Source organism: Kribbella sp. NPDC056861, from assembly GCF_040687575.1.
GTDB lineage: Bacteria > Actinomycetota > Actinomycetes > Propionibacteriales > Kribbellaceae > Kribbella.
This window is the reverse complement of the sequence record NZ_JBFBNQ010000002.1, coordinates 247,772-269,229: the sequence shown is the minus strand read 5'-3', so window position 1 is coordinate 269,229 and position 21,458 is coordinate 247,772. Positions and strand designations below refer to the sequence as shown.

The window sequence follows — 21,458 nt, the reverse complement described above, 5'->3', positions numbered from 1 at the left end:
ATCATCGGCCGCGGCAACGCTGTGACCGAAGCGCGGATCAGTAGGTCTCGACGGCGTGTGTCGGCGCCGGGTGCCGGATCGGGGAGACGATCGTGAGCAGCAGATAGACGACGAAGCCGGCGATCAGGCCGACCACCCAGGAGTAGTCGTAGAGCGGCTGCAGGAACGGGATCAGACCGTCGGCGGGGAACGGACCGGCGCCTGGGTTGGAGTAGGCGCCGCCGACCGCGAGGACGGACCCGATCAGCGTCGCGACGACGGCTCGCCAGTTCCAGCCTGCGGCGTACCAGTAGCGGCCGTTGGGCAGGTAGAGGTCCGCGAGGAACAGGTTGGTGCGGTCGATGAACCAGTAGCCCGCGATCAGCACGCCGGCCACCGACGCCAGCAGTCCGCCGTAGAACGACAGCCAGACGAAGATGTAGATCGACGGGTCCGAGATCAGCCGCCAGGGCTGGATCACGATCCCGATCACGCCGGTCAGCAGCCCGGCGGTGCGGAAGTTCAGCCAGCGGGGCAGCGCGTTCGCGAAGTCGTACGACGGACTGACCACGTTCGCGGCGACGTTGCACGACATCGTCGCCAGGATCGCCATCACCAGGCCGATCGTCACCACCACCGGGTTCTCGAACCGCCGGGTCAGCTCGACCGGGTCCCAGATCGCCGAGCCGTAGACGATCACCGTGCCGGACGTGGTGATGATCGAGACCAGCGCGATGAACGACATCGTGGTCGGCAGCCCGATGATCTGCCCGATCACCTGCTGGCGCTGGCCTTTGCCGAACCGGGTGAAGTCCGGCATGTTCAGCGACAGGGTGGCCCAGAACGCGATCATGCCCATCAGCGACGGCGCGAAGATCTTCCAGAAGTCGGCGTCCCAGCCGAGCTTCGACGGCTGCGACAGGATCGGGCCGAAGCCACCGGCCTTGACCAGGATCGCGATCATCAGCGCGAGGAAGGCGACCGTGACGAGCGGCGCCGCCCAGTTCTCGAACCGGCGCAGGCCCTCGATGCCACGCCAGATCAGCACCATCTGCAGGGCCCAGAAGAACGCGAAGCTCAGCCACATCGTCCACGGATGGCCGCCGATCGAGGACGAGCTGGTCCAGCCCGAGCCGGCCAGCTCGCCGACGATCACGTAGATCGCCTGACCGCCGATCCAGGTCTGGATGCCGAACCAGCCACAGGCGATGAACGCCCGGAGCAGCGCCGGGAAGTTCGCCCCGCGAACGCCGTAGAAGGCGCGTGCGAAGACCGGGAACGGGATCCCGTACTTCGTCCCCGCATGGCTGTTCAGCAGCAGTGGCACCAGCACGATCAGGTTGCCCAGGGTGATGGTCAGGAAGGCCTGCAGCCAGTTCATCCCGAGCGCGACCAGACCGGCCGCAAGCAGGTAGCTGGGGATGTTGTGCGCCATCCCCATCCACAGCGCCGCGTAGTTGTACGTCGACCAGCGCCGCTCGGGCAGCCGGGTCGGCGCCAGCTCCGCATTGCCGTACGGACTGTCGGCGATCACCGCCGGATCGGAGAGCTCGACCCGTCCGTCCGGGTGGGTGATCTGGTCAGGAGAAGCCGGTGCCGCATGCGCCATCGTCGCCACCTCGTCCGCAGTCGTGTGTCGGACCAACGTGCGGGATAGCGGACGTCCTGTCAACGCACAACAACACAGGGTCACCGTCGTCGCCGACGGTGGTCGCTACTCGTCCTTTTCGAGGCCAAGCAGCGGAAGAGTAGGACGCGGCGGCGCGCCCAAGGCGGCGTACCCACGGCGTACCGCCTGCTCGAGATGCGCCTGCGGCCACGGCCAGTCCTCGGCGTGCGCGAGGGCCCCCTCGAGGGACGTGCCGTTGTGGTGCAGCCCCGAGATGGTGTTGGCGACCGTGCCGATATCGCTGTTCTGGTCGCGGACGAACTCGGCGTCGACCACCGCGCCGTGCCCGGGGACGACCTTGGAGGTCGCGGTCAGCAGCCCGATCAGCCGGTCGACCGTGTCGGCCCATTGCAGCGGGAACGAGTCCTCGCCGTACGACGGCGGCGCCGACTCCTCGATCATGTCGCCGGCGAAGTACACGTCGACATCCGGTACGACGACCACCACGTCGCCGTCGGTGTGCCCGTTGCCGAGGTGCAGCACCTCGACCCGGCGGTCACCCAGCTCGATCACCTTGGCCACCGAGAAACTGATGTCGATGGCAACGGTCTCGGCGACCGCGGCGGCGGTGTTCTCCTGCGCGTAGCTCTTCGCCTCGGGGAACGCCGGGTTGCCGAAGACGTGGTCGAAGTGCGCGTGCGTGTTGACCACCCAGCGGACCGGCAGTTCGGTGACCTCGCGGATGTCGGCCAGCAGTTGCTGTCCCTGCTCCAGATCACCCCGGGTGTCGACCACCAGGGCGCCTTCGCTGCCGACGACGAGCCCGACATTGACGTCGTACTCCGGATACCGGCGGACCCACGTACGGTCGCCGAGTTCTTCCCACGCACTCATACCGCGACCCTAACCGTCGCCGTCGCCGCTGCTGTCAGTGGGAGATGACGTCGCCGCGCTGGACCTGGTCGCGGGAGATGCCTTCGAGCAGCAGCCCGACGTTGTCCCCGGCACCGGCTTCGGTGAGCTGCCGGCGAAACGCCTCGACCCCGGTGACGCGGCTGACGGCGATCTGTTGGCCGAGCCGCGTGATCTGCACCTGGTCACCCTGCCGCACCCGCCCGGAGGCGACCCGCCCGGTGATGACAGTGCCGCGGCCGGTGATGGAGAACACGTCCTCGACCGGCAGCGTGAACGGCCCGGCCGGTACGGCGTCCTGCACCCGCCCGTCCTGAACGCCGCCGTCCTGAACCCGGCTGTCCTGAACCCGACCGTCCTGCCCTCGCATCGTGTCCTGCACCCGCGGCTCCTGCTTCCAGAATTTCCATCCCATGCCGGCGACCCTAACCCGCTTATCCAGTCGTCGGGACGGGGGTTGAAGGCCCCTCCGGACCCGCCTAAGGTCGCAGAGCTGAACCGATTCATCCGATCTCTCGAAGGGCGGGCGGCGTGACAACACGGCGGGCACTGGTGGTCCGAGGCGGCTGGGACGGACACGTCCCGGTCGAGGCGACCGACCTGTTCATCCCCTTCCTGCGGGACCACGACTTCGAGGTGACGGTCTCCGACAGCACCGAGAGCTATCTCGACCTGGCCGGCGTCGACCTGGTGCTGCAGTGCGTCACGATGAGCGAGATCACCGCCGAACAGGTCAAGGGCCTCGAGTCCGCCGTTCGCTCCGGTACCGGGCTGGCCGGCTGGCACGGCGGGATCGTCGACTCGTTCCGCAGCAACACCGACTACAGCTTCATCACCGGCGGCCAGTTCGTCTCGCACCCGGGCAACGCCGTCGACCACCGGATCGACATCGTCTCCGACGACCCGATCGTCGAGGGGCTGACGGCGTTCGACCTGACCACCGAGCAGTACTACGTGCACGCCGACCCGACCAACACCGTGCTCGCCACCACCACCTTCGCCGCGCACCCGGACTTCCCGTGGATCAAGGGCGCGACGATGCCGGCCGTTTGGACCCGCGGCTGGGGCGAGGGCAAGGTCTTCGTCTGTACGCCGGGCCACAGCGTCGCCGACCTGGAGACGCCGCAGATCCGCACCATCATCGAGCGGGGGCTGCTGTGGGCGAGCAAGTGACCAACGTCGGCATCGTCGGCACCGGTGTCATCAGCGGCACGTACCTCGAACACCTGGCCAAGCTGCCCGGCGTCCAGGTGGTCGCCGTCGCCGATCTCGACCTGTCCAGGGCGCAGACGATCGCCGACCAGAATCCAGGCATCCGGGCGCTGACCTCCGACGACCTGTTCGCCGACCCCGAGGTCGACATCGTTCTCAACCTGACCATCCCGGCCGCGCACGCACCGGTCCACCAGGCGGCGCTGCAGGCCGGCAAGCACGTGTACGGCGAGAAGCCGCTGGCTGTCGATCGTGCCGAGGCTGAGCCGCTACTGAAGCTCGCTGCGGCCAACAACCTCCGCATCGGCTGCGCACCCGACACTGTGCTCGGCACCGGGACCCAGACCGCCCGTGCGGCGCTCGACCGTGGCGACATCGGCGTACCGACTGCAGCGACGGCCTCGTTCGTCACGCCTGGACATGAGCTCTGGCACCCGGCTCCCGAGTTCTACTACCAGCCAGGAGGCGGCCCGCTGCTCGATATGGGCCCGTACTACGTGACGAGCCTCGTCACGCTCCTCGGCCCGGTACGCCGGGTTACTGGTCGCGCAGGCCGCTCTCAGGAGCAGCGCAAGGTCCACACGGGTCCCCGGGCGGGGGAGACGTTCCCGGTCGAGGTGCCGACGCACGTCACCGGCGTTCTGGAACATGAGTCGGGTGCGCTAACCACTGTGCTGATGAGCTTCGACGTGTGGGCGGCGCGGCTGCCGCGGATTGAGATCTACGGCACCGAGGGCAGCCTGTCGGTCCCGGACCCGAACAACTTCGACGGGACCGTGGAGATTGCCACCGCGGCCAACCGCGACTGGACGGCGCTCCCGGTGGCCGGTGGGTATGCCAATGCCGGGCGCGGGGTCGGGGTGGCGGACATGGCTCGGGCCTTGCGCAACGGCGAGCCGCATCGCGCCGACGGAGCGCTGGCCTACCACGTGCTCGACGTACTGCAGTCGGTGCTCGAGTCGGCCGCTCAGGACCAGTCGCTGGACGTGGCGAGTACGGTCTCCCGGCCGGCCGCCGTACCTTTGGGGGCGTCACCCGAGCTGGCCTGAGATGTGTCCCACGCTGGCTCGTGGGGTACTGGCTGGCCACGGCTCGGTAGACTGGCACTCGAAAGTCCGGAGTGCCAAGAGGGCTCCCGGTGGCCGACGCGGCGGAGAGGGTGGTTGCGGTGCTGGACGAACGCAAGCTGGACGTGCTCCGGGCCATCGTCGAGGACTACGTCGCCACCCACGAGCCGGTCGGGTCGAAGACCCTGGTCGACCGGCACAACCTCGGCGTCTCCCCGGCCACGGTCCGCAATGACATGGCCGCGCTGGAGGAGGAGGGGTACATCACCCAGCCCCACACCAGCGCCGGCCGGATCCCCACCGACGCGGGCTACCGGCTGTTCGTCGACAAGCTGAGCACGGTCAAGTCGCTGTCCCCGGCCGAGAAGAAGGCGATCTCGTCCTTCCTGGTCGGCGCGGTCGACCTGGACGACGTCGTACGCCGTACTGTCCGGCTGCTCGCGCAGATCACCCGCCAGGTCGCGATCGTGCAGTACCCGACGCTGAGCCGCTCGAGTGTCCGGCACATCGAGGTGGTCACGATGACGCCGCGGCGGCTGCTGCTGGTGCTGATCACCAGCACCGGCCGGGTCGAGCAGCGGATCGTCGAGGCGCAGGAGGACGTCGACGAGCAGTTGATCGCCGACCTGCGCACCCGGCTGAACTCGGCCCTGACCGGCCAGCGGCTGACCGACGCGGCCACCTCGCTGGCGAACGTCACCGACACCTTCGCCCCGGCCGACCGCAACCTGGTGGCCGCGATCGTGGCCAGCCTGCTGGAGGCCTTCACGGTCGAGGGCGAGCAGCGGATCGCGGTCGGCGGCGCGGCCAACCTGACCCGGTACGGCGACGACTTCGAGCGCAACGTGAAACCCGTGCTGGAAGCGCTCGAGGAGCACGTGATCCTGCTCAAGCTGCTCGGCGAGGCGACCAGCCCGCAGACGCTGACGGTCCGGATCGGCCACGAGAACCCGTACGAAGGACTTGTCACCACCTCGGTCGTCGCCACCGGCTACGGCTCCAAGTCGGAGGCGCTGGCCACTCTCGGCATCGTCGGCCCGACCCACATGGACTATCCGAGCACGATGGGCGCGGTCCGCGCCGTCGCGCGCTACGTCAGCCAGATCCTGGCCGACTCGTGAGCTTCCACCAGAGAACGCACCCAACACTGCCTACCAAGTGGTCTGGAGTATGAGCACCGATTACTACGCCGTCTTGGGCGTGAGCCGTGACGCATCACAGGACGAGATCAAGAAGGCCTACCGCAAGCTGGCCCGTCAGTACCACCCGGACGTGAACGATTCCGAGGACGCGCACCACAAGTTCCAGGAGATCGGCCGCGCGTTCCAGGTGCTGAGCGACCCGCAGAAGAAGCAGGTCCACGATCTCGGCGGTGACCCGTTCGCGAGCGGACCGGGTGGGGGAGCGGGCGCCGGCTTCGGCCAGCAGTTCACCTTCACCGACATCATGGACGCCTTCTTCGGCCAGACCGGCGGGGCGACCCGCGGGCCGCGGCCGCGGACCCGGCGCGGCCAGGACGCGCTGATCCCGCTCCGGATCGATCTGGCCGAGGCCGCCTTCGGGACGACCCGCGAGCTGAAGGTCGACACCGCGGTGGTCTGCCCGACCTGTACCGGGTCGGGCGCGCAGGCCGGCTCCGAGCCGGTCACCTGCGAGATCTGCCACGGCCGGGGCGAGGTCACCCACACCCAGCGCTCGTTCCTCGGCGAGGTCCGGACGATGCGGCCGTGCCCGAACTGCCGCGGCTTCGGCACCACCATCCCGAACCCGTGCGTCGAGTGCGCCGGCGACGGGCGGGTGCGCTCCCGTCGTACCGTCACCGTCAAGATCCCCGGCGGCGTCGACAGCGGCACCCGGGTGCAGCTGACCGGCCAGGGCGAGGTCGGCCCCGGCGGCGGCCCGGCCGGCGACCTGTACGTCGAGATCGAGGTCGAGCAGCACGAGATCTTCACCCGCAGCGGTGACGACCTGCACTGCACGGTCACGCTGCCGATGACGGCTGCCGCGCTCGGCACCACGATCGACCTGCCGACCCTTGAAGGCGAGACCACCCCGCTGGAGATCCGCGCCGGCACCCAGTCGGGCACGGCGATGACGCTGACCGCGCGCGGCGTACCGCGGCTGCGGCACGCGGGCCGCGGCGACCTGATCGTCCAGGTGATCGTCGAGACGCCGACCAAGCTGGACGACGCGCAGAAGGCGCTGCTCCGGCAGATCGCCGAGGCGCGCGGCGAGGAGCGGCCGCAGGGGCACGTCCAGGCGGCCCACAAGGGTGTCTTCGGACGCCTGCGTGACGCCTTCGGCGCACATTGAAAACGACTTAGGCTGCCGAGCGATGGGACTCGCGGTCTTCTACCTGCCTGAGCTTGATGGTGCTGAGCTAGTACTTGACGGCGCAGAAGGGCGGCACGCTGCCGTCGTACGCCGAATCGGCCCGGGCGAGCGGATCCGGCTGACTGATGGCCGCGGTTCGTTCGCGGAGGGCGCTGTCATCGCGTCCTCCAAGACCGGCCTGACCGTCGCCGTGGACCATCGCGGTGAGGTCGAGCCGGCGGCGACCCGGCTGGTCGTAGTACAGGCACTGCCGAAGGGTGAGCGGGCCGAGCTCGCCGTGGAGATGCTCACCGAGGTCGGCGTCGACCTGATCGTGCCGTGGAACGCGGACCGCAGCCAGTTCCGCGCGAACCCGGAGCGGGTCGCGAAGACCCAGTCCAAGTGGCAGTCCTGGGCCTTCGAGTCCAGCAAACAGTCCCGCCGCTCCTGGTTCGGCGAGGTCGCGCCGATCGCCTCGACGCCCGAGGTCGCCAAACTCCTCGCGGACGCCGCGCTCGCCGTCGTACTGCACGAGGAGGCGACCACCCCACTGGCCGCGCTCGACCCTCCCGCCTCGGGCGACGTGGTCATCGTGGTCGGCCCCGAAGGCGGCATCACCCCTGCAGAACTCGACACCTTCGCCGCCACCCCGATCCGCCTGGGCAACACCGTCCTCCGCACGTCAACCGCCGGTGTCGCCGCCGCAGCAGCCTTGCTCGCCCGCTCCCGCTGGACCTGAGCAGCTACTACTTCACGGTCACCGTCTTCGAGTCGACGTCGGTGATCCGGCCATCCTCGGCGGAGGTCAGGTAGACCTCGATCAGCCATTCACCCTGGCCGAGCTTGGGGTTGAACTTGTAGGGGGAGAGCTTCTGGCCCTCCGCGGTCATCGTGTAGTTCTTCACGATCTGCTTGGTCTTGAGGTTGGTGGCCCGCCAGTCCACCTGTGCCTCGAACGCCGCCGCGGTCCCGGTGACCAGGAAGCCGGACTTGACCACCTGGTTGTTCTCCGGGGTCTCGATCCAGACCAGTGCCTGGACGTCGGCGGCCTTGGCGCGGCTGAACGGCGTACTGGTGTCGATGACACCGAACAAGTCCCTCGCGGGGCGGCCGCGCTCGGTGACCTGGACCGGAGCGGTCTGCTGCAGCGCGCCCTGGACCGTGTAGACGAGCTGCTGGGCCGCCATGTCGGCGACGTCCGGCTCGAGTTTGGTCTGCGGGAGTTGCTTGAAGTCGACCAGGATCAGGCCGCCGGTGTACCGCACCGAGCTGACCGAGGCGCCTGACCAGGGGGACTCGTAGTCGGCATCGTTGGCGACCTTCGGCAGGGTCATCAGCTCGACGGCCTGGAAGGCCGGCCGGCCCTTGACCTGGCTGAAGGTCCGGTAGAGCCGGTACTCCGCGGCCTTGTTGTCGGGCGCGCGCCCGAGCCAGTAGATCGGGACAGCCCTCGGCTCGGAGAGCGCCGGTTCCTCGACACCGCGGGTCTTCTCCGATGGTGACGTGGTCGGGAGGTCGGTGGCCGCCGGTGACGGCGTGGGCACTGGGCTGGCCGGCAGCGTCGGCTCGTTGCTGGTCGGCAGAGATGACGCGCTGGTGGTGGTGTCGGGGCCGCCGGCGACGTTGGGCTGGTCTGCGTTCTGGCCGGTGTCGTTGAGTACTGCGAAAGCGCCAACGGCTGCCGCGGTACCGACGACCGCCAGGCCCGCGGTGACCGCCCAGGGGCGGCGGGTGACCGGAGTTCGCTGGCTGCTGACCCGTGCTTGGATCTCGTGCAGACCGTCGGTCGGGTCGATTCTGCCGGCCTCCTCGGACAGGGCGCGGCGCATCAACTCGTCGAACGGGTCGTCCCCGTTTTCGTGCCTGTGGTCGTTCATGCGCTCTGCTCCAGGACCTGGCGCAGCGACTTGCTCGCTCGCGCGGCGTGGCTCTTCACGGATCCCCGGCTGATCCCCATCGTGTCGGCGATCTCCGCCTCGGACAGGTCACCGTAGTACCGCAGCACCATCACGGTGCGTTGTTTCTCCGGCAGTGTGCGCATCGCCTCGATCACCCGATCGGTCTCGGCGGTGCGCAGCACGGCCTGTTCGGCGCTCGGCTCGTCCGGCAGGGACTTCGGCAGGTGTTTGTCGACCACCACCAGGTGCCGTTGCCGGGAGCGGCAGCGGTTGACCACCGCGGTCCGCAGGTAGGCCAGGGCCTTGTGCGGGTCGCGCAGCCGGTGCCAACGGCCGTGCATCGCCACGAAGGCGTCCTGCACGATCTCCTCGGCCGAACCGTTGTCGCGCAGCAGTAGGGCGCCGAGCCGGACCAACGACGTGTAATGCGCCGTGTAGACAGCCGTCAGCGCCTCGTCTGCATCCCACGAGGACTCATGTGCCACGCACTCTTGATACATCACGGCTGGTTGTGCCACACAACAGAGACGCGAAGGCAGCATTCCAGGTTGACAACAGGTCGGAGGAAAGATGAAGCAGCACGGCGACGCGGCCTGGTCCGGCCACCGGGAGATCAGTTACGCCGCGACCGACCGCCTGTACGACGAGCTGGCCGGAAGCGGTGGCAGGATCCGCGGCCTGACCCGCCCGGAGTACGCCGCGGCGCTCGACAAGGCGCAGGCCAAGGCGGACGCGCTGCTCGGCGCCGGGCTGGTCAGGAACGCCGGCGGCACCGGCCTGACCTTCGTGTACGTCGGGCTCGGCAAGACCGCGCAGTCGGCGTACTTCAACCCGGAGGCGCAGGCCGAGCACTTCATGGCCAACCCGTACGCCGACGGCGCGGCCAATCTCGAGGCCAACGCCAAATTTCTCCACGACCAGTTGCGGCTGGCCCGGTCGGGGGAGCGCAGCCCGGCGCAGCGGCTCACGCATCTCGGCGCGGCGGCGCACGCGTTGCAGGACAGCTACAGCGGCGCGCACGCGTGGCGGGACAAAGCTGTGTACGAGGGCAAGGTGGATGCCGCGATCGAGTCGCTGCACGTGTTCACGCCGTCGCATGTGGTGGGGCTCGACGACGGGCGAAACACCCATGCCGACGAGTTCGACCAGCCTGGCGCTCGGTCCGGTACGACGCGGGCCGCGGTCGAGGCGACCGCCGCGATGTTGATCGCGCACGAGAGGGCGCTGGAGCAGCCGGCGCAGGCGGAGGCGCTGATGCGCGCGGCGCTCGATCCGATGCTGCGGGCCTCGCCGAACGGCGTGACGGTGAATCTGAGGCCGGATGCCGCCTGGCAGGCGGAGCGGGATCTGCGGGTCTCGCTGGAACAGGCATCAGGGAGCAGGTTGGCGCCAGGGGAGCTCGACAAGCTGAACTCCCTGATGAATCCGCAGCCTGGAGTGCCGCGGATCGCCGGGGACGGGCTCGCGGCGGTACCGGAGTACGGGGTAAACAGCCTGGTCAGGGCATTGCCCGGGGGTGATCGGGGTTTTATCGGGTGAGCCTGTCGGAGGAGACGGCTAGCATTGGTCATCTCACACCATCTGCATCAGGAGGAAGAGGCTGTCCAGGCCACGCAGTATCGAGCCGTCGCACCCGGATGCGGCGCGCGCTGAGACCAGCGCGGCAAGCGCCGGCCAGACGGCGTCCCACAAGATCATCGTGCCGAACAGCATCGACATGGTGGCCCTGCTCGGCGCCCGGGACGAGTTCCTCCGCATCATCGAGAAGGAGTTCGCCGCCGACATCCTGGTCCGCGGCAACGAGATCACCATGTCCGGCGAGCCGGCCGAGCTGGCGCTGGCCGAGCGGCTGATCGACGAGCTGATCGCCGTCGTCCGGACCGGTCACGGGCTGACCGCGGACTCGGTCGAGCGCAGTATCGCGATGGTCAAGGCCGAGCCGGGCGAGAGCCCGGCCGACGTGCTGACCCAGAACATCCTGTCCAGCCGCGGCCGGACGATCCGGCCCAAGACGCTGAACCAGAAGCGGTACGTCGACGCCATCGACAAGAACACCATCGTCTTCGGGATCGGCCCGGCCGGCACCGGCAAGACCTACCTGGCGGTCGCCAAGGCGGTCCAGGCGCTGCAGGCCAAGGAGGTCAACCGGATCATCCTGACCCGGCCGGCCGTCGAGGCCGGTGAGCGGCTGGGCTTCCTGCCCGGCACCCTGTCGGAGAAGATCGACCCGTACCTGCGGCCGCTGTACGACGCGCTGCACGACATGCTCGACCCGGACTCGATCCCGCGGCTGATGACGGCCGGCACGATCGAGATCGCGCCACTGGCCTACATGCGCGGCCGGACCCTGAACGACGCCTACATCATCCTGGACGAGGCGCAGAACACCTCGCCGGAGCAGATGAAGATGTTCCTCACCCGGCTCGGCTTCGGCTCCAAGATGGTGATCACCGGTGACGTCACCCAGGTCGACCTGCCGACCGGGACGAATTCGGGTCTGCGGGTCGTCCAGGACATCCTGGAGGGCGTCCAGGACCTCACCTTCTGCCGGCTGACGGCGCACGACGTCGTCCGGCACAAACTGGTCGGACGGATCGTGTCGGCCTACGAGAACTACGAAGGCAGCGCTGAGCCCAGAAAATGAACGTCGAAGTCAACAACGAGTCCGGTGTCGAGATCGACGCCCACGGACTGATGCGGTTGGGCCGGTTCGTGATGTCGTCACTGCGGCTGCACCCGGAGTGCGAGCTGTCGATCAAGCTGGTCGACGAGGACACGATGGCGAAGTACCACGTGGAGTTCCTCGACCTGCCGGGGCCGACCGACGTGATGTCGTGGCCGATGGACGAGCTGCGGCCGGGCGGTGACTCCGGTGACGACGCCGACCTGCCCCTCGGGCATCTCGGCGACATCGCCCTGTGCCCGACGGTCGCGGCCGCGCAGGGCGCGAAGGCCGGCCACGGCACCTGGGCCGAGCTCGAGCTGCTGACGGTGCACGGCATCCTGCACCTCCTTGGCTACGACCACGCCGAACCGGCCGAGAAGGCGGAGATGTGGGACGTCCAGGGCAGACTGCTGGAGGCCTGGCGGGCCCCCGGAAACAGGCTCGGACAGGAGTGAAGTTCCAGTGAGTTCCCACGACGGCGTCCTGCTGGTTGTGGCTGCGGTGCTGGTGCTGCTCGCCGGGCTGTTCGCCGGCGCCGAGGCCGCCTTCTCGTCGTACTCGAAGGTGCGGGCCAACGAGCAGGTGGAGCAGGGCAACCTGCGCGCGCTGAAGCTGAGCGAGCTGCTCTCCGACGCGCCCCGCTACCTCAACTCGCTGCTGCTGATCCGGCTGATCTGCGAGATCACCGCGATCGTGCTGGTCACCCAGGCCCTCTCGAACGTGTTCGAGGTGACCTGGACGCACATCCTGATCACCGCGGTGCTGATGGTGTTGATCTCCTACGTGGTGATCGGCGTCGCGCCCCGCACCCTGGGCCGGCAGCACTCGGACCGGTTCGCGATCGTCTCGGCCGGCCCGATGATGGCGCTGACCAAGGTGCTCGGGCCGCTGCCGAAGCTGCTGATCCTGGTCGGCAACGCGCTCACCCCGGGCAAGGGCTTCGCCGAGGGACCGTTCGCGACCGAGGCCGAGCTGCGCGCGCTGGTCGACCTGGCCGAGAAGTCGTCGGTGATCGAGAAGACCGAGCGGCAGATGATCCACTCGGTCTTCGAGCTCGGCGACACCATCGTCCGCGAGGTGATGGTGCCGCGGACCGACATGGTCTACATCGAGCGGCACAAGAAGCTGCGCCAGCTCACCTCGCTGGCGCTGCGCAGCGGCTACTCCCGGATCCCGGTGATCGGTGAGTCGCTGGACGACATCCTCGGGGTCGTCTACCTCAAGGACGTGATGCGCCGCGTCTACGACAACGCCTCGGCCGAATCCACCGAGCGGGTCGAGTCGGTGATGCGGCCGTGTATGTACGTCCCCGACTCCAAGCCGGTCGACCAGCTGCTGCGCGAGATGCAGGCGGCCCGGATGCACGTCGCGATCGTCGTCGACGAGTACGGCGGCACCGCGGGCCTGGTCACCATCGAGGACATCCTGGAGGAGATCGTCGGTGAGATCACCGACGAGTACGACGAAGCCCCGGAAGCGGTGCAGGCGCTGTCCGACGGCGCCTACCGGGTCTCCAGCCGGTACCCGATCGACGAGCTCGGCGACCTGTTCGGCATTCCGCTGGACGACGACGACGTGGACACGGTCGGCGGCCTGATGGCCAAACTGCTCGGCAAGGTGCCGATCCCCGGCGCCGAGGTCGAGATCGAGGGGCTCGGACTGTCCCTCACCGCGGAGCGGCCGTCCGGCCGCCGCAACCAGGTCGGTACTGTGCTGGTCCGGCGCGGTGTCACCGCCGACCAGGCGCAGGACAGCAGTCACCAGACCGCCTGATCTCCCGTCAACCCTATGGAGCCATCTTTGCCTGCCGAGCTCACGGCCGAGGACGCCAAACTGGTCACCCTGGCGCGCGCCGCCCGGGCCCGCACCCGGGCCGCCGAAGGCGCCGCCGTACGGGACACCGACGGGCGCACGTACGCCGCCTGCACGGTCCAGCTGGACAGCGTGCTGCTGAGCGCGTTGCAGCTCGCGGTGGCGATGGCCGTATCGTCGGGCGTGAAAGGCATCGAGGCCGCGGCAGTGGTCACCGACGGCGACGCGAGTGGCGTCGATGTCGAGGTGGTCCGCTATTTCGGCGGTGCCGCTCTTCCGGTAGTCGTTGCCGATGGCAACGGAGAGGTTCGTGATGTCGTCCACACCTGAGAACGCGGTGCCGGAGTTCAAGTCCGGTTTCGCCTGTTTCGTCGGCCGCCCGAACGCGGGCAAGTCGACCCTCACGAACGCCCTGGTCGGCCAGAAGATCGTGATCACGTCGTCCAAGCCGCAGACCACCCGGCACGCCGTCCGGGGCATCGTGCACCGCTCGGACGCGCAGCTGATCCTGGTCGACACTCCCGGTCTGCACAAGCCGCGGACGCTGCTCGGCGAGCGGCTGAACGACATCGTCAAGACCACCTGGGCCGAGGTCGACGTGATCGGCATCTGCCTGCCGGCCAGCGACAAGATCGGCCCGGGCGACCGGTTCCTGGTCGCCGAGGCGGCCAAGGTGGCCAAGACGCCGAAGGTCGCGCTGGCGACCAAGGCCGACCTGGTCTCGCCGGAGCGGATGATCGAGCACCTGTCCGAGATCCAGTCGCTGGGCGAGTCGGTCGGGATCGAGTGGGCCTCCGTGGTCCCGGTGTCGGCCACTTCGGGGTACCAGATCGACGTGGTCGCCGACGAGCTGGTGAAGTTCCTGCCCGACGGCCAGCCGCTCTACCCCGACGGCGACGTGACCGACGAGCCGGAGGAGATCCTGGTCGGCGAGCTGATCCGGGAGGCCGCGCTGGAAGGCGTCCGGGACGAGCTGCCGCACTCGATCGCGGTCACCATCGACGAGATGGGGCTGCGCGAGGGCCGGCCGGACGACAAGCCGTTGCTCGACATCTACGCGAACCTCTACCTCGAGCGGGACAGCCAGAAGGGCATCATCATCGGGCACAAGGGCGCCCGGCTGCGCGACGTCGGCGCCAACGCCCGGCGCCAGATCGAGGCCCTGCTCGGTACGCCGGTCTACCTCGACCTGCACGTGAAGATCGCCAAGAACTGGCAGACCGACGCCAAGCACCTGCGGAAACTCGGGTTCTGACGTGGGGCCGGACGTCCTGAAGAATCCGGCGTACTACGCGCTCAACGGTCCGCACGCCGGGCTGGCCGAGATCCGCGGCCGGGTCCGGCGCTATCCGGCCGAGGTGGCCCCGTTCGTCGGGCTGCCGGACGACCTGACCGAGCAGGACTGGGCGGACGCCGCCGAGCTGCTCGGCGTCGGCAACAGCGCCGCCACCAAGCGCCCGGACTTCGAGCTGCCGGAGACCTTCAAGCTGGACCAGCAGTTCGGTCTGGTCCAGTTCGTGGCGCCGGACTCGTTCGGCGCCGAGGACCCGGAGCTGGTCGTCCTCGGAGTCGAGGACGTCCCGGAGATGGTCGCGCTGACCGTCCTGACCGAGCCCGGCCCGTTCCGGTCCCGGACGATCGAATGCGGCCGGTACCTCGGGCTGCGCCGCGACGGTGAGCTGATCGCGATGGCCGGTGAGCGCTACCGGCTGCCGGGGTACGTCGAGATCAGCGCGGTCTGCACCAACCCGGAGTACCGGGGGCGGGGCATCGCCAGCCGGCTGATCCGGGCGGTGGCGGCCGGTATCGAGCAGGCCGGCGACCGGCCGTTCCTGCACACCGGCGCGACCAACGCGACCGCGATCCGGCTCTATCAGGGGCTCGGCTGGAGCGTCAGCAACCGGATGACGGTCAGCATCTTCGAGCCCGTCGCACGATGAGCGCCTCCCCGAGCGGCTTGCGGCTGAGCGCGGGGACCTCGCAGTCGCCGGCCGGATAGCCGACCGGGAAGAGGATGTACGGGCGTTCGGTGCGCGGGCGGTCGAGGACCTTGCCGAGGAACGCCATCGGGTTCGGCGTGTGCGTCAGGGTCGCCAGCCCCATCCGGTGCAGCGCGGCGATGAAGAACCCGCAGGCGATGCCGACGCTCTCCGAGACGTAGTAGTTCTTGCGCAGACTACCGTCGGGCAGCGGGGTGTGCTTCTGTGCGAAGGTGACCACCAGCCAGGGCGCGACCTCGAGAAACTCCTTGTGCTCGTCGGTCTCCAGCCGGGCCAGCGACGAGTGCCACTCGGGCAGTTCGCGCTCCAGGTAGAACGCGCGCTCTTCCTCCTCGGCGGCCAGCCGCACGCTGCGCTTGATCTCCGGGTCGTCGGTGGCGACGAACGTCCAGGGTTGGTGGTGTGCTCCGCTCGGCGCGGTGTTAGCAGCTGCGACAGCAAGTTCGATCGCTTCCAACGGGACGGGGTCGTCGGAGAACCATCGAACGGATCGCCTTGCCTCCAGCTCGGCCTGGAAGTCTCTGCCGCGGCGAAGACCTTCCTCGATCGGCACGCGAGGAGGTGCGTAAGGGATGAAGGGATGCTGATGGGTGCGGCTCACCCGTCGACCGTAGCCAGCGGGTCGATCATGAGTCCAGCTTGAGAAACTCGGCTCACCCATATGCTTTCCTCATGTCGCTGCCGAACGTGTCACTCCGCCAGCTGGAGTACTTGGTGGCCATCGCCGAGACCGGCGGGATCACCGCAGCAGCCGATCGCTGCCACGTCTCACAGTCCGCGGTATCGCTGGCCGTGGGGGAGCTGGAACGCGCGCTCGACGTCGCCCTCGTGCTCCGTGGCTCGCGGCGCGGCACCCGGTTGACGCCGGCCGGTCAGCAGGTGGTGGCCGACGGCCGCAAGGTGCTCGCCGCGTTGTCGGATTTGGGGGCCGGCGCCCGAAGTCTCGGTCAGGAGATCGAGGGGCGGCTCACGATCGGGTGCTACGGGCCGATCGCGCCGTTCCATCTGCCGTTGGCGATCGCGGGGTTCCGGGAGGCTCAGCCGGGGGTGGAGATCGACTTCGTGGAAGGGACCCTGCCGGACCTGCAGACCGCGCTGCTCGACGGGCGCTGCGAGCTGGCTTTCCTTTACCAGCAGGACTTGCTGCCGGGGATCGACAGCGCAGTACTGCATGATCGGGCGCCGTCGGTGCTGCTGCCGGGTGGGCATCGGCTGGCGCGGCGGCGGTCGATCTGGTTGGCCGAGCTGGCCGCGGAGCCGTTCGTGCTGCTGGACGTGCCGCCGAGTGAGCGGTACTTCCGGGCCGTCTTCGAGGCCGCGGGGTTGGAGATGCGGCCTGCTCATCGCGCCGGCAGCTTCGAGCTGGCCCGGGCATTGGTTGCCCGAGGCATCGGATACTCGCTGACCGTGCAGACGCCCGCGGTCGAGCTGAGCTACGAAGGGCTGCCGGTGCTGACGAAGGCACTGGCGGACGACGTACCGACGACTCCGGTGGTGCTCGGGTGGGCCGGCGGAGGACGCCTCACCCGGCGGGGTGAGGCGTTCCTCGGCCATTGCCGCAAGGCGTTCAGAGCGACTTCTGGTAGTCCTTCGTCCGGGCGACGATGAAGTAGTTCAGCTGCTCGTTGATCGCGATCATGTGACTGTTGGACTCGGCGTTCCAGGTGTCGAGCTGGGTCACGGCCGGCTCCGCCTCGCGCAGCCAGAGCAGCATCCCGGTCTTCACCAGCGCGCCGAGCCGGTGCCCGCGATGGTCGCGGGAGACCGCGGTGTCGGCCTGCTCCGCGATGTGCGGCCGCTCGCGCTCGACGGTGACGAGCGAGTGGCCGGCCAGCTCGCCGGTGGTGCGGTGCCGGGCGATCACCCGGTAGACGGTCTGGTTGTGCCCGCGCCGGGACTCCTCGTAGGCGCGCAGCCGCTCGGCGGTGAAGACGTCGTCCTCGATGTCGAGATCGTCCTTCGGGGCGTCGTTGATCGAGGCGGTGACCGCGATCATGCCCTCGAGCATGTCGTCCGGCAGTTCGCCGGTGAGCTTGACCAGCTCGTACTCCGCCGACGCCAGCACCGCCTCGTCGTACAGCTTCTGGACGGTGGCCCAGTCCAGGGTGGCGATGTCCTGGCGGCGGTTGACCTCGATCGCCTTCTGCTCGAAGCCGTGCCGCTTGATGAAGGCGTCCGCCTTCGGCAGGTCCCAGGCGCCGATGCCGATCGAGGTACGGCCGAGCTCGCGCGCGACCTGTTCGCCGTACCGGACCAGTTCGCTGCCGATGCCGCGGCCACGATGATCGGGATGGACCTCGACCTCGATCCAGGCCAGATGGGTGTTGTCGTAGGTCGGCGCGAAGAACTGGAGCAGGCCCACCAGGGTCCCACTCTCGTCACGGGCCAGGTAGCTGCGCCCCGGATCGCCGTCCCAGCCGTAGCGGAGGTTCGCCGCATAGCCGAACGGGGTCGACAGCAGGGCCGCCGGGCAGTCGACGGCGTGCGTCGCGGTCAGCAACGCCACGGCGTCGGCACAGCCGGCCGCGTCGTCGGGAGAAAGCCTGGTGATGTCCACCTCCCCAGAGTGGGGCTTGGCAGGCGGTCACCGCGAGTCATTTATCCGTGGTGGAGAATTTCCTCGCTGAGCCGCCACAGCCGGCGGGCCGTGTCCGGGTCGATTGCGTAGGGCAGGACGCCGAACGCGCCCGGAGTCAGAGCCAGTACTTCGGTGTCCGGCAGCGCGCCGGTGTGGACGGCGGCGACCTCGACGTCTTCGCAGTACAGACCGCCGAGTCCGTCGAGTTGTGGGCTGGTCGCGCACCAGACCTGGGTGGCGGCGCCTTGTTCGGGGTTCTTCAGGCCGCGGCTCGGGTCGATGATCGGCTGGTAGTCGTCGTCCAGGAAGCCGCCTTTGCGCAGTACTTCGCGATCGGCGTTCTGGGCCAGGTTGGTCATGATGCTGCCCGGATGGACGGCGAAGGCGCGGATGCCGTTGGCCTGTTCGCGGGCGTCGAGCTCGACGGCGAAGAGCACGTTCGCCGTCTTCGACTGGCCGTACGCCGCGTACGGGTCGTACGCGCGGTGGTCGAAATGGGGATCGTCGAAGTGGATCGGGCTGTAGCGGTGGCCGCGCGAGGAGACTGCGACCACTCGGGCACCGCCGGCTTGGCGCAGGGCGGGGAGGAGCCGGGTGGTGAGTTGGAAGTGTCCGAGGTGGTTGGTGGCGAACTGCGACTCGAAGCCGCGGGCATCGCGGGCCAACGGTGCGGCCATGATGCCGGCGCTGTTCACCAGCAGGTGGAGTGGGCGTCCGGTGGCGAGGAAGCGGTCGGCGAAGGCGTCGATGCTGTCGGGGTCGAGCAGATCGAGGTGGTCGACGACGGCGCCGTCGATGTCGGCGAGCTGCTTGGTGGCTCGGGCGACATCGCGGGCCGGGACGATCACCTCGGCGCCGGCGGCAAGGAAGGCTCGGACGGTCTCTTTGCCGAGCCCTGAGTAGCCGCCGGTGACGATCGCGGTCTTGCCGGTCAGGTCGATTCCGGCGATCACGTCGGCGGCGGTCGAGGCGGCGGTGAAGCCGGATCCGAGGGGTTGTTGTGTGGTCATACATTGAACCTAGGTCGGGAAATCCGTACGCTGAATACTTGTGAGTCCTGAAAACCTGCGCGAAAGTACGGCTGACCCGCTGGCGGAGATCCTGGCGCTGACCGAGGCTCAGTGCTTCGTGTCCCGTGGCTTCGAGGCGTACGGCGAGTGGGCGCTGCGCTATCCGGCGTCCGGGCGGCTGAAGTTCAGTGCGATGGTCGAGGGGACCTGCTGGATCGACTTCGAGCAGGGGGAGCCGCGGATCGAGCTGGGTCGTGGCGACGTGGTGATGTTCGACGGCCGGCAGGGCTTTCTGAAGGGCAATGCCGACGTACGCGTCGAGGATGCCGTGGCCGCCTTCGAGTCGACGGACGGGCCGATCGCCTGCTTCGGCAGTGGTGCGGCGGATCGCTCCGGGGTGAAGGTGGTCGGCGTCGGCGGCCACGTCAGCGTCAATCGGACCGGCGAGGAGTTGCTGCTGCGGGCGCTGCCGCCGGTGATCGTGCTGAAGGCGAGCGACGACCGCGCGGCGACCTTCCGCTGGCTGCTCGACCGGTTGTTGCGTGAGGCAACGACAACCGATCCGGGCGCGGGGTTGGCCGCGGACAAGCTGGCCCACCTACTGTTCGTTGAGACATTGCGGGCGTGCCTGGCCGAGGCGGCGTCGTTGCCGGTCGGCTGGTTGCGGGCGATCGCCGACGACCGGATCGCCCCGGCGCTGCGGCTGATGCACGACCAGCCTGGCCGTGCGTGGCAGCTCGAGGAGCTGGCGCAGGCCGCGGCGATGTCACGGACCACCTTCGCGGAGCGGTTCCGGTCGGTGGCCGGCGTACCGCCGTTGACCTACCTCACCAACTGGCGGATGAGGCTGGCCGAGCGGGCGCTGCGCGAGGAGGACGTCGTGTTGTCCACTCTCGCGCGCTCGCTCGGCTACACCTCGGACAGTGCGTTCAGCAATGCCTTCAAACGCGTCAACGGGTTGGCCCCGAGGCGCTACCGGGAATCAGTCACATCCCATAGGAATGGTCGACGGTCATCGTGAACAGCAGACGCTTGTCGGCCACCATCGCCCGGCGGTAGTCGTCCCAGTCGTCGTGCTCCCCGGCCGCCTCGCGGTAGTAGGCAACGAGTTGCTCGACGGTGTCATCGTGCTCCTCGGCCGCAACCGAGGTCAGCTCGGCCTTGCCCTCCACCACGAGGTACGAGCGCCCGTTGGGTCCGTTGACATAGAGACTCGCGCGCGGGTCACGCCGAAGGTTCTTGGTCTTCGCCCGGCCATCGGTGAGCGACACCCGGATCCGCTCCCCGTCGTACAGGTAGGTGACATTGGACAGCTGCGGCCGCCCGTCCCGCTTGATCGTGACGAGCACACCGAGGCCGGTCTTCTGCAGAAGCTCAGAGGTCATACCGCCAGCCTAGGTATTTGGGGCAAGGAGCCAGTTGCGGGTGTGTTCGAGGACTTCGGCGCGGGTGCGGGGGCCGTGGTCGGCGGCGACGAAGTGGTTGCCGATGTAGAGGGAGTAGACGAGCAGGCAGCGGGTCTCGACCTCGGCGGGGTCGGGGACGAAGGTGGCGAAGAGTTCGCGGAGGTAGGTCAGGCGGCGGGTGTCGACGCGGCGGAGGCGTTTGGCGACGGCAGGATCGCGGCGGGCCCAGTCGCGGATGGCCAGGTCGATGGTGACGGTGGTGGTGAGTTGGTCGGCGGAGGCGACGATCGCGATCAGGCGGTGGAGCTTGGCCTGGGCGTCGCCGCCGTCGGTCTCGACGCGGTCGATCAGTTGCTCGGTGGTGCTCGACTCTCAGGTGTCGAGCATCTCGTCGAGGAGCGCGCCGCGGTTCGCTCCACCTGCCGGCGAGGCCGCCGCCGGTACTCGCTTCCCCGAGGATGCCCCGCTGGTAATTCGCGTGCTGTGGGAGGCCCGCTGGAAGCTGGGGCGGGTGTTCGGGTGGGACGACGAGAGGGGTGGTCTCGGCGCGCGGGTGCCGACGCTGCGCGATCGGTTTCCCGCCGACCTGAGGGCGACGCCGACCGGTCCGCGGCCCGGGAAGGTGCCGTTCGAGCCGCTCTACCAACTCGACGACGAGTGGGCGGCCGAGATGGCGAATCGGACCGTGCACGCGGTGATGCACCTGGGGTGGGTTCCGGACGGTGATGGTGGCTATCGCGGGCAGATGGCGGTGCTGGTGAAACCCAACGGGCGCAGGGGATCGGCGTACATGGCGGCGATCAAGCCGTTGCGCTACGCCTTCGTGTACCCGGCGCTGCTCGGCCTGATCGGACGGAAGTGGGAGGCCGGCGCGGCCGCCTGAGCCGTCACTCTGCGTCTCGGAGTGCGAGACCCCCGGTTCGACCTCTGGATGGGGTTGTGCATAGACTCGCAGGCACTATGCGGCACCAGCTTCTTCTCCTTCGCTGCCGCGGCG

Annotated in this window: 25 protein-coding genes; 15 read left to right on the top strand and 10 right to left on the bottom strand. The window is 68.8% G+C overall.

Going from position 1 to position 21,458, the window contains the following annotated elements:
• Positions 1-37: 37 nt before the first annotated feature.
• From AB0P21_RS08335 to AB0P21_RS08325, 3 genes are all read right to left on the bottom strand, one after another.
• Complete coding sequence (locus AB0P21_RS08335; protein ID WP_363694841.1) at positions 38-1,588, bottom strand: NCS1 family nucleobase:cation symporter-1; 1,551 nt, start codon at positions 1,586-1,588, stop codon at positions 38-40.
• A gap of 105 nt (positions 1,589-1,693) precedes the next feature.
• Positions 1,694-2,482, bottom strand: coding sequence for an MBL fold metallo-hydrolase (locus AB0P21_RS08330; protein WP_363694839.1), 789 nt, complete (start codon positions 2,480-2,482; stop codon positions 1,694-1,696).
• A 34-nt stretch (positions 2,483-2,516) separates the two neighbouring features.
• Positions 2,517-2,915, bottom strand: a complete 399-nt coding sequence (locus AB0P21_RS08325) for an EF-Tu/IF-2/RF-3 family GTPase (RefSeq protein ID WP_363694837.1) — start codon at positions 2,913-2,915, stop codon at positions 2,517-2,519.
• 116 nt (positions 2,916-3,031) lie between these two features.
• Here AB0P21_RS08325 and AB0P21_RS08320 point away from each other — a divergent pair, with 116 nt between their 5' ends.
• From AB0P21_RS08320 to AB0P21_RS08300, 5 genes are all read left to right on the top strand, one after another.
• Positions 3,032-3,673, top strand: coding sequence for a ThuA domain-containing protein (locus AB0P21_RS08320; RefSeq protein ID WP_363694835.1), 642 nt, complete (start codon positions 3,032-3,034; stop codon positions 3,671-3,673).
• Positions 3,658-4,761, top strand: a complete 1,104-nt coding sequence (locus AB0P21_RS08315) for a Gfo/Idh/MocA family oxidoreductase (protein ID WP_363694834.1) — start codon at positions 3,658-3,660, stop codon at positions 4,759-4,761. Before AB0P21_RS08320 ends, AB0P21_RS08315 begins: the two co-directional genes overlap by 16 nt.
• A 119-nt stretch (positions 4,762-4,880) precedes the next feature.
• A complete protein-coding gene (gene hrcA, locus AB0P21_RS08310) occupies positions 4,881-5,900 on the top strand; it encodes a heat-inducible transcriptional repressor HrcA (RefSeq protein WP_363696463.1) in 1,020 nt (339 codons plus the stop codon).
• A 49-nt stretch (positions 5,901-5,949) separates the two neighbouring features.
• Entirely contained in the window at positions 5,950-7,092 is a 1,143-nt protein-coding gene (dnaJ, locus tag AB0P21_RS08305; RefSeq protein WP_363694832.1) for a molecular chaperone DnaJ, read from the top strand.
• Between the two features lie 22 nt (positions 7,093-7,114).
• Positions 7,115-7,831, top strand: a complete 717-nt coding sequence (locus AB0P21_RS08300) for a 16S rRNA (uracil(1498)-N(3))-methyltransferase (protein ID WP_363694831.1) — start codon at positions 7,115-7,117, stop codon at positions 7,829-7,831.
• Between the two features lie 7 nt (positions 7,832-7,838).
• On the opposite strand, the gene AB0P21_RS08295 is transcribed toward AB0P21_RS08300, so the two are convergent.
• Entirely contained in the window at positions 7,839-8,969 is a 1,131-nt protein-coding gene (locus tag AB0P21_RS08295) for a Gmad2 immunoglobulin-like domain-containing protein (RefSeq protein WP_363694829.1), read from the bottom strand.
• On the bottom strand, positions 8,966-9,475 hold the full coding sequence (locus tag AB0P21_RS08290; RefSeq protein WP_363694827.1) for a SigE family RNA polymerase sigma factor: 510 nt from the start codon (positions 9,473-9,475) through the stop codon (positions 8,966-8,968). The genes AB0P21_RS08295 and AB0P21_RS08290 overlap by 4 nt, the downstream gene beginning before the upstream one ends.
• Before the next feature lie 85 nt (positions 9,476-9,560).
• Between AB0P21_RS08290 and AB0P21_RS08285 the strand changes: the two genes are divergently transcribed.
• Positions 9,561-10,529, top strand: coding sequence for a hypothetical protein (locus AB0P21_RS08285; RefSeq protein WP_363694825.1), 969 nt, complete (start codon positions 9,561-9,563; stop codon positions 10,527-10,529).
• A 33-nt stretch (positions 10,530-10,562) separates the two neighbouring features.
• On the opposite strand, the gene AB0P21_RS08280 is transcribed toward AB0P21_RS08285, so the two are convergent.
• Complete coding sequence (locus AB0P21_RS08280) at positions 10,563-10,709, bottom strand: hypothetical protein (RefSeq protein WP_363694823.1); 147 nt, start codon at positions 10,707-10,709, stop codon at positions 10,563-10,565.
• Between AB0P21_RS08280 and AB0P21_RS08275 the strand changes: the two genes are divergently transcribed.
• From AB0P21_RS08275 to AB0P21_RS08250, 6 genes are read left to right on the top strand one after another with little or no spacing between them, the layout of a single operon-like run.
• On the top strand, positions 10,708-11,634 hold the full coding sequence (locus AB0P21_RS08275; RefSeq protein WP_363696462.1) for a PhoH family protein: 927 nt from the start codon (positions 10,708-10,710) through the stop codon (positions 11,632-11,634). The two genes, AB0P21_RS08280 and AB0P21_RS08275, sit on opposite strands and share 2 nt — an antisense overlap.
• Entirely contained in the window at positions 11,631-12,110 is a 480-nt protein-coding gene (gene ybeY / locus AB0P21_RS08270; RefSeq protein ID WP_363694821.1) for an rRNA maturation RNase YbeY, read from the top strand. Before AB0P21_RS08275 ends, ybeY begins: the two co-directional genes overlap by 4 nt.
• A gap of 7 nt (positions 12,111-12,117) precedes the next feature.
• A complete protein-coding gene (locus AB0P21_RS08265) occupies positions 12,118-13,428 on the top strand; it encodes a hemolysin family protein (protein WP_363694819.1) in 1,311 nt (436 codons plus the stop codon).
• Positions 13,429-13,443: 15 nt separating this feature from the next.
• Positions 13,444-13,797 (top strand): cytidine deaminase, encoded by a 354-nt coding sequence (locus tag AB0P21_RS08260; protein ID WP_363694818.1) that lies wholly within the window; start codon positions 13,444-13,446, stop codon positions 13,795-13,797.
• The gene (gene era / locus AB0P21_RS08255) at positions 13,781-14,722 is read left to right on the top strand and encodes a GTPase Era (protein WP_363694817.1); all 942 of its coding nucleotides are present in this window, start codon (positions 13,781-13,783) and stop codon (positions 14,720-14,722) included. The genes AB0P21_RS08260 and era overlap by 17 nt, the downstream gene beginning before the upstream one ends.
• Before the next feature lies 1 nt (position 14,723).
• The gene (locus tag AB0P21_RS08250) at positions 14,724-15,407 is read left to right on the top strand and encodes a GNAT family N-acetyltransferase (protein WP_363694815.1); all 684 of its coding nucleotides are present in this window, start codon (positions 14,724-14,726) and stop codon (positions 15,405-15,407) included.
• On the opposite strand, the gene AB0P21_RS08245 is transcribed toward AB0P21_RS08250, so the two are convergent.
• On the bottom strand, positions 15,379-16,068 hold the full coding sequence (locus AB0P21_RS08245; protein ID WP_363694813.1) for a nitroreductase family protein: 690 nt from the start codon (positions 16,066-16,068) through the stop codon (positions 15,379-15,381). The genes AB0P21_RS08250 and AB0P21_RS08245 overlap by 29 nt on opposite strands.
• A gap of 71 nt (positions 16,069-16,139) precedes the next feature.
• Here AB0P21_RS08245 and AB0P21_RS08240 point away from each other — a divergent pair, with 71 nt between their 5' ends.
• Positions 16,140-17,075 (top strand): LysR family transcriptional regulator, encoded by a 936-nt coding sequence (locus tag AB0P21_RS08240; RefSeq protein WP_363694812.1) that lies wholly within the window; start codon positions 16,140-16,142, stop codon positions 17,073-17,075.
• Here AB0P21_RS08240 and AB0P21_RS08235 read toward each other — a convergent pair.
• Both AB0P21_RS08235 and AB0P21_RS08230 read right to left on the bottom strand, forming a co-directional pair.
• Positions 17,035-18,024 (bottom strand): GNAT family N-acetyltransferase, encoded by a 990-nt coding sequence (locus AB0P21_RS08235; protein ID WP_363694811.1) that lies wholly within the window; start codon positions 18,022-18,024, stop codon positions 17,035-17,037. The two genes, AB0P21_RS08240 and AB0P21_RS08235, sit on opposite strands and share 41 nt — an antisense overlap.
• A gap of 41 nt (positions 18,025-18,065) precedes the next feature.
• Positions 18,066-19,055 (bottom strand): oxidoreductase, encoded by a 990-nt coding sequence (locus tag AB0P21_RS08230; RefSeq protein WP_363694810.1) that lies wholly within the window; start codon positions 19,053-19,055, stop codon positions 18,066-18,068.
• 40 nt (positions 19,056-19,095) lie between these two features.
• Between AB0P21_RS08230 and AB0P21_RS08225 the strand changes: the two genes are divergently transcribed.
• A complete protein-coding gene (locus AB0P21_RS08225; protein ID WP_363694809.1) occupies positions 19,096-20,076 on the top strand; it encodes an AraC family transcriptional regulator in 981 nt (326 codons plus the stop codon).
• Here AB0P21_RS08225 and AB0P21_RS08220 read toward each other — a convergent pair.
• Positions 20,042-20,440 (bottom strand): PPOX class F420-dependent oxidoreductase, encoded by a 399-nt coding sequence (locus tag AB0P21_RS08220; RefSeq protein WP_363694807.1) that lies wholly within the window; start codon positions 20,438-20,440, stop codon positions 20,042-20,044. The genes AB0P21_RS08225 and AB0P21_RS08220 overlap by 35 nt on opposite strands.
• 220 nt (positions 20,441-20,660) lie before the next feature.
• Between AB0P21_RS08220 and AB0P21_RS08215 the strand changes: the two genes are divergently transcribed.
• Entirely contained in the window at positions 20,661-21,344 is a 684-nt protein-coding gene (locus AB0P21_RS08215; RefSeq protein ID WP_363694806.1) for a DUF2867 domain-containing protein, read from the top strand.
• Positions 21,345-21,458 lie beyond the last annotated feature (114 nt).

Coding starts and splice junctions, on each gene's coding strand:
- AB0P21_RS08335 (WP_363694841.1), bottom strand. CDS start 1,588: ATGGCGCATGCGGCACCGGCTTCTCCTGACCAGATCACCCACCCGGAC.
- AB0P21_RS08330 (WP_363694839.1), bottom strand. CDS start 2,482: ATGAGTGCGTGGGAAGAACTCGGCGACCGTACGTGGGTCCGCCGGTAT.
- AB0P21_RS08325 (WP_363694837.1), bottom strand. CDS start 2,915: ATGGGATGGAAATTCTGGAAGCAGGAGCCGCGGGTGCAGGACACGATG.
- dnaJ (WP_363694832.1), top strand. CDS start 5,950: ATGAGCACCGATTACTACGCCGTCTTGGGCGTGAGCCGTGACGCATCA.
- AB0P21_RS08300 (WP_363694831.1), top strand. CDS start 7,115: ATGGGACTCGCGGTCTTCTACCTGCCTGAGCTTGATGGTGCTGAGCTA.
- AB0P21_RS08295 (WP_363694829.1), bottom strand. CDS start 8,969: ATGAACGACCACAGGCACGAAAACGGGGACGACCCGTTCGACGAGTTG.
- AB0P21_RS08285 (WP_363694825.1), top strand. CDS start 9,561: ATGAAGCAGCACGGCGACGCGGCCTGGTCCGGCCACCGGGAGATCAGT.
- AB0P21_RS08275 (WP_363696462.1), top strand. CDS start 10,708: ATGGTGGCCCTGCTCGGCGCCCGGGACGAGTTCCTCCGCATCATCGAG.
- AB0P21_RS08280 (WP_363694823.1), bottom strand. CDS start 10,709: ATGTCGATGCTGTTCGGCACGATGATCTTGTGGGACGCCGTCTGGCCG.
- ybeY (WP_363694821.1), top strand. CDS start 11,631: ATGAACGTCGAAGTCAACAACGAGTCCGGTGTCGAGATCGACGCCCAC.
- AB0P21_RS08260 (WP_363694818.1), top strand. CDS start 13,444: ATGGAGCCATCTTTGCCTGCCGAGCTCACGGCCGAGGACGCCAAACTG.
- era (WP_363694817.1), top strand. CDS start 13,781: ATGTCGTCCACACCTGAGAACGCGGTGCCGGAGTTCAAGTCCGGTTTC.
- AB0P21_RS08240 (WP_363694812.1), top strand. CDS start 16,140: ATGTCGCTGCCGAACGTGTCACTCCGCCAGCTGGAGTACTTGGTGGCC.
- AB0P21_RS08230 (WP_363694810.1), bottom strand. CDS start 19,055: ATGACCACACAACAACCCCTCGGATCCGGCTTCACCGCCGCCTCGACC.
- AB0P21_RS08220 (WP_363694807.1), bottom strand. CDS start 20,440: ATGACCTCTGAGCTTCTGCAGAAGACCGGCCTCGGTGTGCTCGTCACG.